This window comes from Prolixibacteraceae bacterium (assembly GCA_019720755.1).
GTDB lineage: Bacteria > Bacteroidota > Bacteroidia > Bacteroidales > Prolixibacteraceae > Halosquirtibacter > Halosquirtibacter laminarini.
Genome location: CP081303.1, coordinates 3,818,510 through 3,833,486, shown reverse-complemented (window position 1 = coordinate 3,833,486; position 14,977 = coordinate 3,818,510). Strand labels below are relative to the sequence as shown.

Here is a 14,977-nt window from a genome sequence, read left to right as displayed (position 1 = left end):
ATGAAAATATATATATATAGCCTACTTATTGGAGCAGCTCTTCTTACTGCGTGTAATCCAATGGAGGATATCAACGACCAGGTTGATAAAGAAGTTGAGGCAATTAAGGAACTTCAACTGAAACAATCTACTCAAACGAAGTTTGCAGAAGATGTGAAAGAGATGACTTTATCAGATGCAGATTATAAGTTTCTTGAAGGAGATGACTTTACTGAAAATGAGAAAAATATTGGTAAGCATAAGTCATTTTCTGCAACGGACAATGATGAAACTGTAAATAAGGTTATCCTTAAGGTCTTAGATAAAAGATATAATGCGAAAAATGGTCAGCTTATTAAGATTACTTATGATGTCTACAATCCTTTTAATGTTGGAGAATTCAAAGACTCTTATGCTTGTACCAATGAAGATTATAAAAGTGTCGGAGAGAAGTATTCAAATTTTAGTAATACGACTAGTATCTCAACTTTTCTTAAAAACAAATATGATATGTTGACTTTTAAGAGAGGTGACTATGTAAACCTTTCTTACAAATATTATGATAAAGGACACTTTTTCACGTATACAGATAAACCAGTTCTTTATGATGGAGATAAATTTATCACGGCATCTCATGTTGAGAAGGACGAATATACCCAAATGGGCTTTAAATATCCAAATTTCTCTAATGAGTCTGATGCGAAATCATATTTAATAAAACTGTATAATCGTGAAAATACTTTTGCAGAAGAAGGTGAGGAACTTAATAAAATTACAACTGTAAGAAAGAAGATCGACGGAAACTATAAGTCGTTTAGTTACCTTGTTCGTTTGATATTTAAAGAGGGTACTTATGTTGCACTAGAAGATATTGAAGCTCGTTTTAAACACTTTGTTTATATTGCAGAGAAAGGGGTGAAATATAAATTTAAGTGGATTTCTGTTCCTGCGTTTAAATTTGAAGAAATTACGGATGATGCGGTTCAACCAGATTATGAATATACTTTCACTGATGCAGATTATGAGTTTGTTGGTAACGGTAAGTATAAGAACTTTGATATGGAACCAACTCATCCTTGGGCTAAAGAGCAAGATCCTGATGTGTTCTTAGATATGATTGGGAGTGTTCTTCGCATCCAATATGCTACAAAAGATCCTGGATTTGTGGTTCAAGTAACTTATGAGCGATACACTAAGAAAACTAGTTCTGTTCCAACGAAAATTAAACTAAGAGTTACTTTATAGTATTCTTTAAAAATAAAATTTGAAATAGGCTATCTCGAAAGGGATGGCCTATTTTAATTTGTAACAATCGTTACTATAAAATACCAATTCAATACTATAACAATCTGTCGGCAGAGTTTTTTTATTCAACTCTTCTAAGATGAACAATCAAATTTTATTTCTTGTTGCTATATTTATAACTCTATGTTTGTAAATAATCGATGTCGATGAAGAAAGAGATTGCACTTGTTTTAGGTGGTGGTGGAGCTAAGGGATTGGCACATATTGGTGCGATACGTGCCCTTGAGGAGTTGGGTTACTCTATTAAAGAGGTTGTTGGAACTTCTATTGGAGCGCTGGTCGGTGGTGCTTATTGTGCTGGAGGATTAGATGAGATGGAGAAGAAGATGAGGTCTATGACCAAAACAGATTATTTAAAGTTGGTAGATTTTACATTAGGTAAAGAGGGATGGGTAAAAGGAGATCGTATCTTCGAAATTATGGAGAAGGAGATTATTTCTGATCAAAATGTTGGGAATTTAAGTATCCCTTTTACAGCTATTGCAACAGATCTGAATAGTAATGAAATTGCCCCTTTTCGGAATGGTTCTTTATTTCAAGCTATTCGTGCATCTATTTCTATTCCGGAATTCTTTGTTCCTGTCCATCAAGATGGAATGAAATTAGTAGATGGAGGATTGCTCTCTCCTTTACCAATAGAGTTTGTTCAGAATAAAGACCTTCCAGTTTTTGCTGTAAATCTAAGTGGCAAACCCACAGCAAAAGCGGAAGTTATTAAGGAGAGCTCTGAGAATAGAATCATCCCTAAAATACACCTTCCGTCTTTAAAAATTGTGAGTGTCGATATATTGACCTCTTCTATTGAACTAATGCTGATGAAAATTAGTGAACAAACTATTGAACTGAGAAAACCAGAACAGGTGATTTCTATCCCATGGAATAGCTGTCTTTTTCATGAATTTTACAAAGCTGAATCACAGATAGAATTGGGATACACCATAGCAATTCAGCAATTTAAATCTTAGATGTTACACTATTTTTTCTCTCCTTTCTCTTTCAACAAGTAAGCAGTATAAAGAGTTACGATTATTATGCATGTTAAAAAGGAGAACAAGGTGATTGCATACGCATCTCTATAGCCAGCGAATGTGAATTGCTCTACATAGGAACTATGTAGAAGTTGTTGTGCTTTACTTGTAGCTTCGGTTAGAGAGTGGCCCATCCCTTGTAATTTATCGATGAGCTCATGCAATCTGTGTTGATAACCAACACTTGAAGCTTGCACCATGGTTCCGATTTGTTGTTCTTTTACGGGAAGGCGTTGTGCAATAAAGGTAGAAGTAAATGCAACTCCCATGGTCTGACTCAATTTTCGGATTGTACTATATGTACTAGAAGCATCTGATAGATTTTCTGGCTTAATATTCATAAACATTAAAGTACTTAATGGAGAGAATAGAAGTGTAAAACCGAGGCTTCTGATAATATACATTGTTGTAATCCTATGTCCAGAGATATCGGGTGTTGAATGAAAAAATAACGATGCAAAAGTTATAATTGCAACTGAGGACAGAAGATTGGCTGCGATCAAATATGACATCTTCTTTGGTATTTTTCCCACCCATGGGGTTAAAAGTAAACCTAATGTTGTAGCGGGTAAGATAAGAAGTGCATTTTGAAGTGGCGAATATCCTAATATCTGCTGTGTGAAAATAGGTGCTGAAAATGTACTAGAGTACATCCCTATAGAAGATAATATATTCACAATATTGAAAATGGCGAAGTTTTTATCTTTAAAGAGATGAAAATTGATCACTGGATGCTTAGATTTTAGCGAGCTAAATATATAACATAAGAGTGTAATACACGCGATAATTGTTAACACAACAATATAGGGCTCAGCGAACCAATCCTCTCGTTCACCATTCTCTAATACTGTAATGAATGACATCACAAAGAGTGCTAAGAATGTATACTGCACTTTATCTATCTTGGCATTCTTATTTCGATATGGACTATCTTCAACTAGCGAGTAAAGACCAATGGTTGCAATGATTCCTAAAGGAATATTGATATAGAAGATATAAGGCCATGAGAAAGATTCAACAAGATATCCCCCTAACACCGGTCCTAGCGCAGGACCAAGAATTAGCCCCATGGTAAAAAGAGCATTGGCCATCTGTAATTTTTCCTTGGGAAATGATTCAATAACAATAGTTTGGCCTGTGACAAGAAAGGCACCTCCTCCTGCACCCTGTAAGAATCGAAAGAAAACCAACTCCCAGACATTGGTTGCTTGACCACAGAAATACGAGCATAAGGTGAAAATCAGCATGGACCCCACGATATAGTTTCGTCTTCCTAACTTATTTGCCAACCATGGAGCAATGATTACTGTTAATAGGTTCGAGATCGAATAAGCATTGGTTGCCCAACTGATTTGATCTAATGTAGTCCCTAGATTTCCCATGATATCTGGGGTGGCTACATTTACTATTGTGGAATCAATAATCTCTAGTAATGCACTAAAAGTGACAATAAGAACAAGAAATTTTTTGTGAAGGCTCATTGGTTGAGTGAAAGAACCTACTTGTTTTTGATTCATGCTATTTGATTATTTTCACTTGAACATTAAGACCTGGTACGAGTCTGTTAATATCTTCTCCTTTATTAAACTTAATCTTGATAGGTACTCTTTGCACTACTTTGATAAAGTTCCCTGTTGCATTATCTTTAGGGAATAGTGCAAACTTAGCACCCGTTGCTGGTGATATGGATACAATCTTTCCTCTCAGTTTATTTTTAGGAAATGCATCTACATGTATAGAGACATTGGTACCAATATGTAGAGGTTCAATTTGTGTCTCTTTGAAGTTTGCAATAATCCATAGATTCTCGATATCAGTAAGTTCTGTTATTTGTTGAGCTCTTTTGATAAATTGCCCCTTTTTAATATTGGTCTTATATAGTTTCCCAGCATATGGTGCGGTGATGGTAGTATAGGATAGGGTCAGTTTAGTAAGTTTTAATTCTGCAATTTTCTCTTTGCGATCTGCTAAGGTTCTCTCTATATTGTTCTTGCTCTTTTGATGTGCTAAAAGTGCTTTTTGAGTTGTAAGAACTTGTGCATCGTATCGACTTTGATACATCTGGTTTTCGGCTTTGGCAGTATTGAAGTCATCTAAAGTACAGGCATGACTTTGAAACATCTTTTCAACACGAGTGTAATTGCTATTGACTTTCCAATATGCCGTTTTTATTTCATCTTGTTTTAAGCATTGGATCTGATACTCTTTATAACTGTTTTTAAGGTCTATCGAGTCTGTCTGAAGTTCTTCGGTTAGGACGTCTATTTGTGCTTTCGTTTGATCTATTTTTAATTGGAATGGGACTCTGTCCAACTGTATTAGAGTATCCCCTTTATGAACTATCTGATGGTCTTCAATATATACAGAATCCACAAATGCGTCTAGGCGACTCGTGATGGGAGTAATCTTTGATTCAATTTGTGCATCATCTGTTTCTACGACTTGAAACATTTCATATACAAAATAGGCAGAACCTAGTACTACAAGAATAATGATGGCTATAAGTGACTTTTTCTTCATTTTCTGATTTGTTATAGGGTAATCTCTTTAATACGACCTTGACAGTATAGTAGCTCCAAAATAGAGGATTGTAGGTCATAATTTTTCTGTGTATATCGAACTCTATTCTCAAGAAGGTCCTCTTGTGCTTTCAAAAGGTCTGTAATGACAACTTTCCCATTTTTATATCGTTGATCTACAACTTTTAGCACCTCCTCCGAAAGTTCCTTTTGTTTTTCTGAGAGGGCTAATTTCTTCTTGTTTGAATAAAACTTAGCTTTGGCATTTAAGTAATTCGTTTTCTCTTCAGCAATCTTGGCTTCTACTTCATGTTTTTGAAATTCCAATTTATGTTGTGCTATCTCTTTGTTTATCTTCCCGGAGGTAAATATTGGAATAGAAAGTTTTATTCCAACACTTCCAACATCCGAACAGGACTTGTCTGAGATAAGATCATTTAGTTCTAAAGAGATATTCTGAAAACCATAATTTGCAAAGAGGGATATTGTTGGACTTTTTAAAGCATTAGTTTTACGAATATTTAATGAATCAATAGACTTCTGTTGTTGTAATAATTGAACTGTTGATAGCTTGTAGAAGTCAGGATATTGGAGTGTTTTTTTAGATTCGATCTTATAATTGTCAGACAAAACCAATGTGTCACTTGTATCTATGTTTAGATTCTTTTTGAGTTTGTTGATTAATTGTATTTTTTCCATTTCAAGTGAAGCCTGTTTGCTTTTTACATCAAGCAGTTCGACTTGCATCTGTTGAAGATCAGTGGATAGTGCAAATCCATTATGAACACGAGCAGATGTTTCTGACATAATACTCGATTGTAGCTGGTATTGCTCCTTTAAAACCTGTTCCATCTCACAAGTAGAGTTGATTGCAAAGTAGAGAAGTCCAGTTTGATAAATAAGATCTTCTGTCGTGATAGACGTCTTTATCTCTGATAATCTTACTTTCTGCTTCTGTTCTTCTATTTGTAAGTGCTGTCTCTTATCGTATATCGATTGTGTTGCATTTACTGTAGCCATGCTCGTAATGTTCGAACCAATAGAGACAGGAGTAGTTTCACCTGGGATAATCATACTACCAACTTGGTAATTGTCTTTAAAACTTATATCTCCTTGAACTTGTGGTCTGTTAAAGCATCTTTGTCTATCTACTTCGAGCTTTATTTGTTCGTTTGTTAGATGACGATCTTTTAATGTCAGGTTATTCTTGAGCAAGATTGAGATACATTCTTGAAGAGATAAAACATGCTTCGCATTATTCTTCTCTGCACATGCAAATTGTATTGACAGCAATAGTGCTATAGGTAAGAAAAATAGAATAATTCTTTTGTTCCCCATTATAACTTTGGTTTGATTTTATAATGGGGGACAAAATTATAGAGGGGAGAAGACTTTACACTTAACACGTGTTAATTTCGTGTTTTAGCTATTTATTTATTTTCTTTCAACTCTTCAATATATCTTTTATTCATTCGACTTAATGAAACAGTGGTGATATTTAAATATGAAGCAAGATATTTTTGTGGTACATCATTGAAAACTTGAGGAATATAGTTCTTGAGAAGCAAATATCTATCGTATGGTTTTAAGATGTCTAACTTATATCTTCTTTGAAGAATCCGTGTAATTGTCATCATTAGCAACCTAATCATCAACATAGAAAATTCTGGATGTTTGTATAATAACTTCACATACTGATCTTTTCTGATACAAATGATTACCGATTCATTGATGGAAACGATGTTTAAATTAGAGATTTCATCGAATTCATAACTCTCATAGTTGGTAAAGAGCCTTTGTTTCGTAAAAAGTACACGCGTTCTTTCATTTCCGTTATCTTCAATGTCAAACGCTCTCATAATGCCACTTTCTCGAAAATAGAAATAGTTGCATTTTTGTCCTTTTCTGAGTAAACTTTCTCCTTGTTTTAAGTGTTTTATTTCACATATTTCAGCTATATCTGTCCAAAAATTCTCAACATCAGGAGAGTGAGAAAGAAGGAATTGTTTGAAACTATGTAAATGCGGATTCATTATGGAAATGTTTTCATGTGATTTCGGTAAAGATAATATGAAATATAACATGAAGGCATGGTCAAGATTCTTTAACTAAAATGAATGTAGAGGTTCTGCATTATAAATACATGTTTCTACAAAATCAAGATGTTAAATGCAGAATATTAAGTCCACCTAACCGATAAAATACTTAAGCAATGCGTCGTATGCACGATATCCTAGTCTTTAGAAGAATATTCTTTTGTTTCGCTATATTAGAATAAATGCAATATGTTTTCTTTTTGAATATCAAAATATCTATTGTAATATGAGATATATGTGAAAAAATATTAATTTTATTTGTAACCTTGTGTGAGAGAGTCATTTATATAGTCTTTTAAAAAAATATTTTTTTACATAAACAAGGTTCATTTGAATATTTCATGACAATAACCTTTATATGATGAAAAAAATTATTTTGCCAATCACTTTTTCCATTCTGTGCTTTACAAATATACTTTTTATAGATTACTTCAATCTGATATCTAAAGAGTTTGCGATTGGGCTTATGTTAGATATTATTGCATGGGGAGGGCTCATATATGCATTTGCATCTGAGCCTGATAAAATATTACGAAAGAAGCTAGTTTTAGATTCATTTTTCCTATTTTCAATCATAGGTGTAATTTATTCTACATATTCTGCTTTTAATTCGAATGGACTTACTTCCCTTTCAATATCTCCTATTGTTACATTTACTTTTATAGGTGTCTCATCGTATTTTTCTAGAAAAGACTTGAAAAAATGAAATAGACGTTTTAATTGCATCTTGTAATGGAATTTATTCCCGATGTAGGTTTGGCTATTTTTTACTATTAATTCCATATAATAGCGGAAAGGTTTGTCGTTTATTTCTGTATAGTTACAAAAAGGTTTCTTATTTTTGGAAGCTATAATTATCCTTTGGATATGCAATAATGGAGTATTAACACATTCAATAATAGTATGGAACCCATACAGATTAAAGAGATGTTAGATGAGAAAGGATTTATTGATATGCCTATCTCAAATGAAGCGGACATCGTAAACCAAATAGAAAAATTAAAGAAGGAGAAAAATGCCATTATTCTAGGGCATTTCTATATCTCTCCGGAACTACAGGATATTTCAGATTTCTTAGGAGATAGCTTGGCTTTGGCTCGAAAAGCACAGGAAACTGAGGCGGATATTATTGTATTCTTAGGGGTGCACTTTATGGGAGAGACGGCTAAAATCTTAAACCCTAATAAGAAAGTGATTATACCAGATTTAAATGCAGGATGTTCTCTTGCGGAGTCTGCTCCTAAAGAAGCTTTTGCTGCATTCAAAGCAAAATATCCAGACCATCAGGTGATCTCTTATATAAACTGTACTGCGGATATTAAGACGTTAACCGATGTTGTGGTTACTTCGTCAAATGCCCGTCAGATAGTAGACTCATTCCCTCAAGATACAAAATTGATTTTTGCACCGGATAAAAATCTAGGAAATTATATGAACTCCGTCACTGGTAGAGATATGGTTCTTTGGGATGGAGCTTGTATGGTACATGAAAAGTACTCTTTGGAGAAAATTATCAAAATGATGGATGACCATAAAGATGCTAAGTTTATTGCACACCCCGAATGTGAGCAACCAGTGCTTCTTGTGGCTGATTTTGTTGGATCAACAACAGCTTTATTAAACTATGTAAAGAGTAGTGAAGTATCAAAGTTTATCATTGCAACAGAGAGTGGCATTCTTCATCAGATGAGTAAAGAGTGTCCTGATAAGATATTGATTCCTGCTCCTTCTATTGACTCAACATGTGGATGTAATGATTGTACTTTTATGAAGTTAAATACGCTTCCTAAATTGTATAATGCATTAAAATTTGAACAACCAGAGATCATTTTGTCGGAGGAGACTATAGAACAATCGAAGTCTCCGATATTGCGAATGCTTGAGTTATCCAAGTGATGTTCAACAAAATAATATAAATTACAAGAATCTCTGTTACTATTGTGGCAGGGATTTTGTATTTTAACAACATGATATGTAATGCTCGATTTTGTAGATCGACAATATTTAGAATGACACGAATAAATACAATATGAGAAAAATACTAAAATCTTTAGGTTCGCTATTACTGTTATCTGTATTGGTTATGTCATCTTGTAAAAAGGATGATGATAAAACGACAACCACTGAAGAGAAACCTGTTCCTGCTGGGACTTATGCAAAGAGTATTACTATTGGCAACTCTGAATCGGATGAAATCTTAAAAGAGTTTGCTGACAAGAATTATGATCGTATACAGGGATCTTTGACTATATCTTTCGATCACGAAAACTTATCGAGTTTAGGCAATGTACGTGAGATTACTGGAAGCCTTAAAATATCTTCTATTGATAAAGAATCTCTAGACTTCTTATCTAAGCTAGATCAAGTTGGTGGTATGGTGGAGATCCAAGACATGAGTGCTCTGAATTCTTTACAATCACTCTCTTTATTAGATAGTATTGGAGGAAACCTTGTTCTGAAATCTTGTCCTAAATTAACGAGTTTAGATGGGTTAAATAAGTTGGTCTATTTGAATGGATCTCTAAAATTGGATCATTTGGCTGTATTAACTGAAACTTCCCAGTTGTCTTCTTTAGAATTGCTTTCTGGATCTATTGAGATTAATGCTTGTGATTTAATGGATTCATTTACAGGAATTAGTCAGATTGATTCTATTACAGGAGGTGTGCAATTAACCAATTGTAAGAAACTGAATTCATTGGATGGATTAAGTGGAATTCGATATATGTCAGGTAAAGTGGAGATCTCCAATATGCCCTCTATTGTACACCTGAATACCTTAACTAAGGTGGATACTTTAAGAAGTACTGTTGTTGTTTCTGACTGTGCGAACCTTGTGAGTGTTGATGGGTTCGATAAAGTACAACAGATTGGAAAAGGACTACATTTTCAAAACTGTCCAAACCTTACAACTGTCACCGGTTTTACCGAACTCGATTCTATTCAAGGAGGACTGTCTTCAGAGTATTGTTATAAGTTGGAGAATTTCGAAGGTATGACTAGTTTGCGTTTGATAAAAGGAAATTTTGACTTGATCGGTGCAAAAGAAATTACAACTATTACAGGGTTTAAATTGCCGTTAAGAATAAATGGTAAGGTAAATCTACGTTCTAATCCTATGTTAGTATCTTTAGGTGATAAGACTACATCGACGGGTCTTGGTGCCATTAGAGAGGTTCATGGAGGAATGGATATATTCTACAATAAGGCATTAGAGTCATATTGCCCCTTGAAGAACATTTCTACTTTTAAAGGAGTATTCCAGTGCTTTGGAAATAAAGTAGACATTACTACACTCGATGATTTAAAGGATATCTGCAAGTAGTATTAATAGGAATAAAAAGAGCCACTTTCTAGAGTGGCTCTTTTTATTTAGAAGGAAGTTCAAACTATTCAATTACTTCAACCCAATTGTGCTTGTCTTCCATTGTACCATATTGAATACCTCTTAAAGTCTCGTACAGTTTTGTACTTACTTTGCCTGGTTCATCTCCATAGTTATACTCTTTGTTCTCTTCAACATCTACCACTCGTTTGATAGGAGAGATTACTGCAGCCGTACCACATGCACCCACTTCATCAAAGTTTGATAGTTCATCTTCTAAGATTGGTCTCACCTCTACCTCCATGCCAAGGTCTGTAGCTATCTGGCGAAGACTCTTATTGGTGATAGACTCTAGAATAGATGTAGATCTAGGAGTAATATATTTATTTCCTTGGATTGCAAAGAAGTTTGCTGGTCCACATTCATCAATATATTTCTTCTCTTTTGCATCTAAGTAAAGTACAGCAGAGAAACCTTCTTCGTGTGCTCTCTCTCCAGCAGCCATACTTGCAGCATAGTTTCCACCTACTTTAAACTTACCTGTCCCATGAGGAGCAGCTCTATCATATTCACGATAGATTGCAAGATCTGTAGGTTTAAATCCCTCTTTAAAATAAGGGCCTACAGGCATTACAAAAACAATGAATAGATATTCATCAGCAGGTTTAACACCGACTTGAGGTCCTGTTCCAATTAGAAGAGGACGGATATATAAAGAAGCTCCACTATCAAAAGGTGGAACGAAACGTTCGTTCAATTTTACTGCTTCTCTTACTGCATTACAAAAGACATCTTCTGGAATGGGTTGCATTCTAATACCTTCCGCTGATTCAGCCATACGTTTGGCATTATCTTTCATGCGAAACACACGAATCTTCCCATCTTTTCCACGGAATGCTTTCATTCCTTCAAAGCACTCTTGTCCATAGTGTAGGCAAGTTGCTCCCATGTGCATAGTTATCGCTTCCGATGAGTGTGTCTCAAGTTTCCCCCACTTGCCATCTTTAAAATAGCAGCGTACATTATAGTCGGTTTTTGAATAGCCGAACCCGAGATTTTTCCAGTCTTTTGTTTCCATCTCAATATTTTATATTGTTATCAATAATAGCCATTAAACATTTTAAAGGCATCGTGCTAAATTACATCTCTATAGTAAATTAGAGGTGCTATTTGTTGAAGATGTAGTATTTTATCTCACATAATCAAAGGTACAAATAGTAAAAGTAAAATATGCTAACAAAATAGCATATAAATATCCAAGAATTTCAATAAATTTACTGTTTGCTATATCTTGCAGATATTTAATAGACTAAAAATAAAAAGCTTTTATGAAACAGTATTATTGGATAGGGCTCGTATTGATGTTGTTTACTATTTCTTGTAAAACAACAAAACATGTAGCAAAGGAGAATGTACAGACTACAACTATAACAGAACCGAATGTAGAAGAACCTGTACTTCAAGTAAAAGAGGAAAAGGTTGTTGCTGCTTCTGGTGAGGATCAATCTGTAGGTAACTTTAAGTATTATATTATCTGGGGAAGTTTCCAAAATCAACAGAATGCAATAAAGTTCAAGGCCAATCTTGTTAAAAAGTATGATGCAGAAGCCTTTATTTTAGTAAATGAAGAGGGGTGGTTCAGAGTATGCTTTGAGAGTCATAACATCGAAAGCAATGCAAGATCTAGAGTCCATGAATTAAGAAAAAAATATACTGATTTCGCTACCATGTGGTTGCTAATTAATAAGCAATAAAAAAACACCTAATAAAAGATGAGGTTCACTCCTCATCTTTTAATGGGTGCTTGATTGTTATGTTGAGAATTTAAACAGTAAGAATATCTGCTTCTTTTTCTTTTAATAACTCATCAATTTTCTTGATAAAGGAGTTCGTAAAATCCTGAACATCGTTAAGAAGGTTCTTTTCTTGATCTTCAGAAATTTCACTGTCTTTTAACATTTTCTTGAATGTATCATTGGCATCTTTTCTAGCACTACGAATAGCAATCTTAGCATTCTCTCCAACGTTGTTTGCATCCTTTACAAGTGATTTACGACGTTCTTCAGTCAATGGTGGTACGTTAAGACGAATTATTTCACCATTATTTTCAGGATTAAGTCCTAAGTTAGAGTTGATAATTGCTCTTTCGATATCTGGGATTAATGTCTTTTCCCATGGCTGAATAGCAATAGTACGAGCATCTGGAGTATTCACATTTGCAACCTGAGATAGTGGTGTTTGTGAACCATAATAGTCGATCATAAGACCATCTAACATACGAGGTGATGCTTTTCCTGCGCGGATACTATTAAGTTCATTATTAAGATGTTCAATAGAGTTGTCCATCTTTTCCTGAACCATATCTAAAATCATTTGTAACTCTTCATTCATCGCTTTGGAGTTTTTGGGTTATATCATTTTTTTACATGAATAACCTAATCATTAATATATTTGTTCGTCAAATATAATCAGATTAGTTATTATATACATAGGTTCCAATATTTTCACCATCGATAACTTTTACTAAGTTTCCAATCGTGTCCATATCAAATACAATAACAGGAAGATTATTTTCCTTACACATTGCTGTTGCAGTAAGATCCATTACTTTCAGTCCTTGGCTATATACTTCGTCAAATGTGATCTTTTCGTATTTCGTTGCAGTAGGATCTTTTTCAGGATCAGCAGTATAAATACCATCTACACGAGTCCCCTTCAGCATCACATCTGCTTCGACTTCAATACCACGAAGACTTGATCCTGTGTCTGTTGTGAAGTAAGGGTTTCCTGTTCCTCCTGATAGAATTACAACTTCTCCTTTTTCAAGAGACTCAACTGCTTTATCTTTAGAGTAGAACTCTCCTATAGGTTCCATGCGGATCGCAGTCAATACACGATTGGAGACACCATGATTTTTTAAGGCAGAACCAAGAGCAAGACTATTGATAACTGTTGCTAACATCCCCATTTGGTCTCCTTTCACTCTATCAAAGCCTTGAGTTGAACCACTTAGACCTCTAAAGATATTTCCCCCTCCAATTACTATGGCTACTTGAACGCCTTTCTCTACGATCTCTTTGATTTGTGTAGCATAGTCATTTAGTCTTTGGGAATCGATACCGTATTCCTGACTTCCCATCAATGATTCTCCAGATAATTTAAGTAGTACTCTTTTAAATTTTGCCATGATTTATTGAATAATGTTTTGGCAAAATTACGATAGATTAAGCATATACGAAAATATATCAATCATTGAATGTTATTTTTTAGAATCAAGATACTACAAAACTTTTGTTACGGTTTTATGTAAATGTAGTTAAGCCGAGATAAAATCAGGATGACTCTCTATATCAATAGATGAATAGAATTGTTTAAAATTCCTGATGGACAAGATTTAGTTGTTACTTTATCGATATAGGAATAGGGGGGGAGTAGTGATGAATTTCTTTTATTGTCAAACTCTTAAATAACCTACCGATACGTTTTATAACAAAATATATCGATAGGTTATCTTATTTACATCATTGCTTCCTTGTAAAGTTTTAGAAGTTTATTTGCCATCACTGAAGGAAGGAAATTATCATTAAAAGATTGTTTCCCATTCTGAATTATTGTCTCCCTTAATTGTGGTTCTTGTCTTAAACGAATAATATTATTCGCAAGAGATTTAAAATCCCCAATCTGACAAATTAGACCTGTCTCGTCCTGCTTTACGACTTCTGGTATTCCACCAGCATTCGTTGTAACCACAGGTATTCCTAGATAGAATACTTCCATGATTGTGTGTGGAAGTCCTTCTCTACATGAAGTCATTAAATAGCAATCGAACTGTGGTGTCAAGTTATATGCCTCATTCATAAACCCTGCCATTGTTATATAGTCTTCAATACCATATTGCTTGATCAATTTTTGAAGTTTTGGTGTGGAAGAAGTGGGACTACCTATTTGTATAAAGTGTAAATCAGTCTTCTTTAATACATTGACAGTATGGTGTATTGTCTTTATGAATGTATGTAGATCCTTACTTCTGTTATGATTTGAAATATTACCAACAAGGTATTTATCTTGAGGTATCTTGAATTTCTTTCTTAGGTCTACAGCATTAATAGGGGAGTCATTGGGTGGTTTTTTCCCATCATAAATGACTTTTGACTTCTCTTTGTTCTTTTCAAACAGAAACGGATCCAATGTCTTCTTGACTGCATTAGACACACACATATACCCTTTAATATTAGGGTTATTGTATTTGATAAAACTAAGTGGTTTCTTCTTAGAGATCAGTGTTTTTTGAGAATAAACCACCTTCGTAGTCATCCCGTATATATATTTTGCAATAAGAAGAGGATTCAAAAATCTTTTCTCATGAATATGAATAATGTCTGGCTCCACTTGATTTGTGATATTCACAATCTCTTTAGCGACCTTAAATTTATCCTTTTTTATTTTAGTTGAGGTGATATTCTGAATGTTACGCTGTTTACAATATTCCTCAAGCTTAGAACCTTCAGTACACAACAAAATGTTTTCAGTGTCTACCTGAGTCATGGCCTCCATGATGTCACACGTCTGCTGTTCTCCCCCCCCCCATTTAGGCTGCGAATTTATATGTAGTATTTTCATTTGCGATTAAAGTTTGATTTTTTTAAGAAGACTTTCTTGTATTATAAAGAGTAACAAAAGGAATCAACTTTTGATTGCAAATATAAGAAATTATTGGATTAATAT

At 34.2% G+C, this 14,977-nt stretch carries 13 protein-coding genes; 5 read left to right on the top strand and 8 right to left on the bottom strand.

The features are described from left to right. Entirely contained in the window at positions 1-1,224 is a 1,224-nt protein-coding gene (locus tag K4L44_15200) for a hypothetical protein (GenBank protein ID QZE13875.1), read from the top strand. Between the two features lie 206 nt (positions 1,225-1,430). After that, positions 1,431-2,249 (top strand): patatin-like phospholipase family protein, encoded by an 819-nt coding sequence (locus tag K4L44_15195; protein ID QZE13874.1) that lies wholly within the window; start codon positions 1,431-1,433, stop codon positions 2,247-2,249. Positions 2,250-2,257: 8 nt separating this feature from the next. Here K4L44_15195 and K4L44_15190 read toward each other — a convergent pair whose 3' ends face one another. The 4 genes from K4L44_15190 to K4L44_15175 form a co-directional block, all read right to left on the bottom strand. Continuing rightward, on the bottom strand, positions 2,258-3,829 hold the full coding sequence (locus K4L44_15190; GenBank protein ID QZE13873.1) for a DHA2 family efflux MFS transporter permease subunit: 1,572 nt from the start codon (positions 3,827-3,829) through the stop codon (positions 2,258-2,260). 1 nt (position 3,830) lies between these two features. Next, positions 3,831-4,832, bottom strand: coding sequence for an HlyD family secretion protein (locus K4L44_15185; protein QZE13872.1), 1,002 nt, complete (start codon positions 4,830-4,832; stop codon positions 3,831-3,833). A gap of 11 nt (positions 4,833-4,843) precedes the next feature. Then, positions 4,844-6,169 (bottom strand): TolC family protein, encoded by a 1,326-nt coding sequence (locus K4L44_15180; GenBank protein QZE13871.1) that lies wholly within the window; start codon positions 6,167-6,169, stop codon positions 4,844-4,846. A 92-nt stretch (positions 6,170-6,261) separates the two neighbouring features. Then, a complete protein-coding gene (locus K4L44_15175) occupies positions 6,262-6,864 on the bottom strand; it encodes a Crp/Fnr family transcriptional regulator (protein ID QZE13870.1) in 603 nt (200 codons plus the stop codon). Positions 6,865-7,830: 966 nt separating this feature from the next. Between K4L44_15175 and nadA the strand changes: the two genes are divergently transcribed. Beyond that, a complete protein-coding gene (gene nadA / locus K4L44_15170; GenBank protein QZE13869.1) occupies positions 7,831-8,823 on the top strand; it encodes a quinolinate synthase NadA in 993 nt (330 codons plus the stop codon). A 133-nt stretch (positions 8,824-8,956) separates the two neighbouring features. Then, positions 8,957-10,252 (top strand): hypothetical protein, encoded by a 1,296-nt coding sequence (locus K4L44_15165; protein QZE13868.1) that lies wholly within the window; start codon positions 8,957-8,959, stop codon positions 10,250-10,252. 64 nt (positions 10,253-10,316) lie between these two features. Here K4L44_15165 and K4L44_15160 read toward each other — a convergent pair whose 3' ends face one another. Further along, complete coding sequence (locus K4L44_15160) at positions 10,317-11,330, bottom strand: branched-chain amino acid aminotransferase (GenBank protein QZE13867.1); 1,014 nt, start codon at positions 11,328-11,330, stop codon at positions 10,317-10,319. Positions 11,331-11,580: 250 nt separating this feature from the next. On the opposite strand from K4L44_15160, the gene K4L44_15155 reads away from it, so the two are divergent. Beyond that, on the top strand, positions 11,581-12,006 hold the full coding sequence (locus tag K4L44_15155; GenBank protein QZE13866.1) for a hypothetical protein: 426 nt from the start codon (positions 11,581-11,583) through the stop codon (positions 12,004-12,006). 70 nt (positions 12,007-12,076) lie between these two features. Here the strand turns inward: K4L44_15155 and frr are convergent, their stop codons facing one another. From frr to K4L44_15140, 3 genes are all read right to left on the bottom strand, one after another. Beyond that, positions 12,077-12,643, bottom strand: a complete 567-nt coding sequence (frr, locus tag K4L44_15150) for a ribosome recycling factor (protein ID QZE13865.1) — start codon at positions 12,641-12,643, stop codon at positions 12,077-12,079. Between the two features lie 82 nt (positions 12,644-12,725). After that, a complete protein-coding gene (gene pyrH, locus K4L44_15145) occupies positions 12,726-13,439 on the bottom strand; it encodes a UMP kinase (protein ID QZE13864.1) in 714 nt (237 codons plus the stop codon). Positions 13,440-13,768: 329 nt separating this feature from the next. Beyond that, positions 13,769-14,872, bottom strand: coding sequence for a glycosyltransferase family 4 protein (locus K4L44_15140; GenBank protein ID QZE13863.1), 1,104 nt, complete (start codon positions 14,870-14,872; stop codon positions 13,769-13,771). Positions 14,873-14,977: the final 105 nt, after the last annotated feature.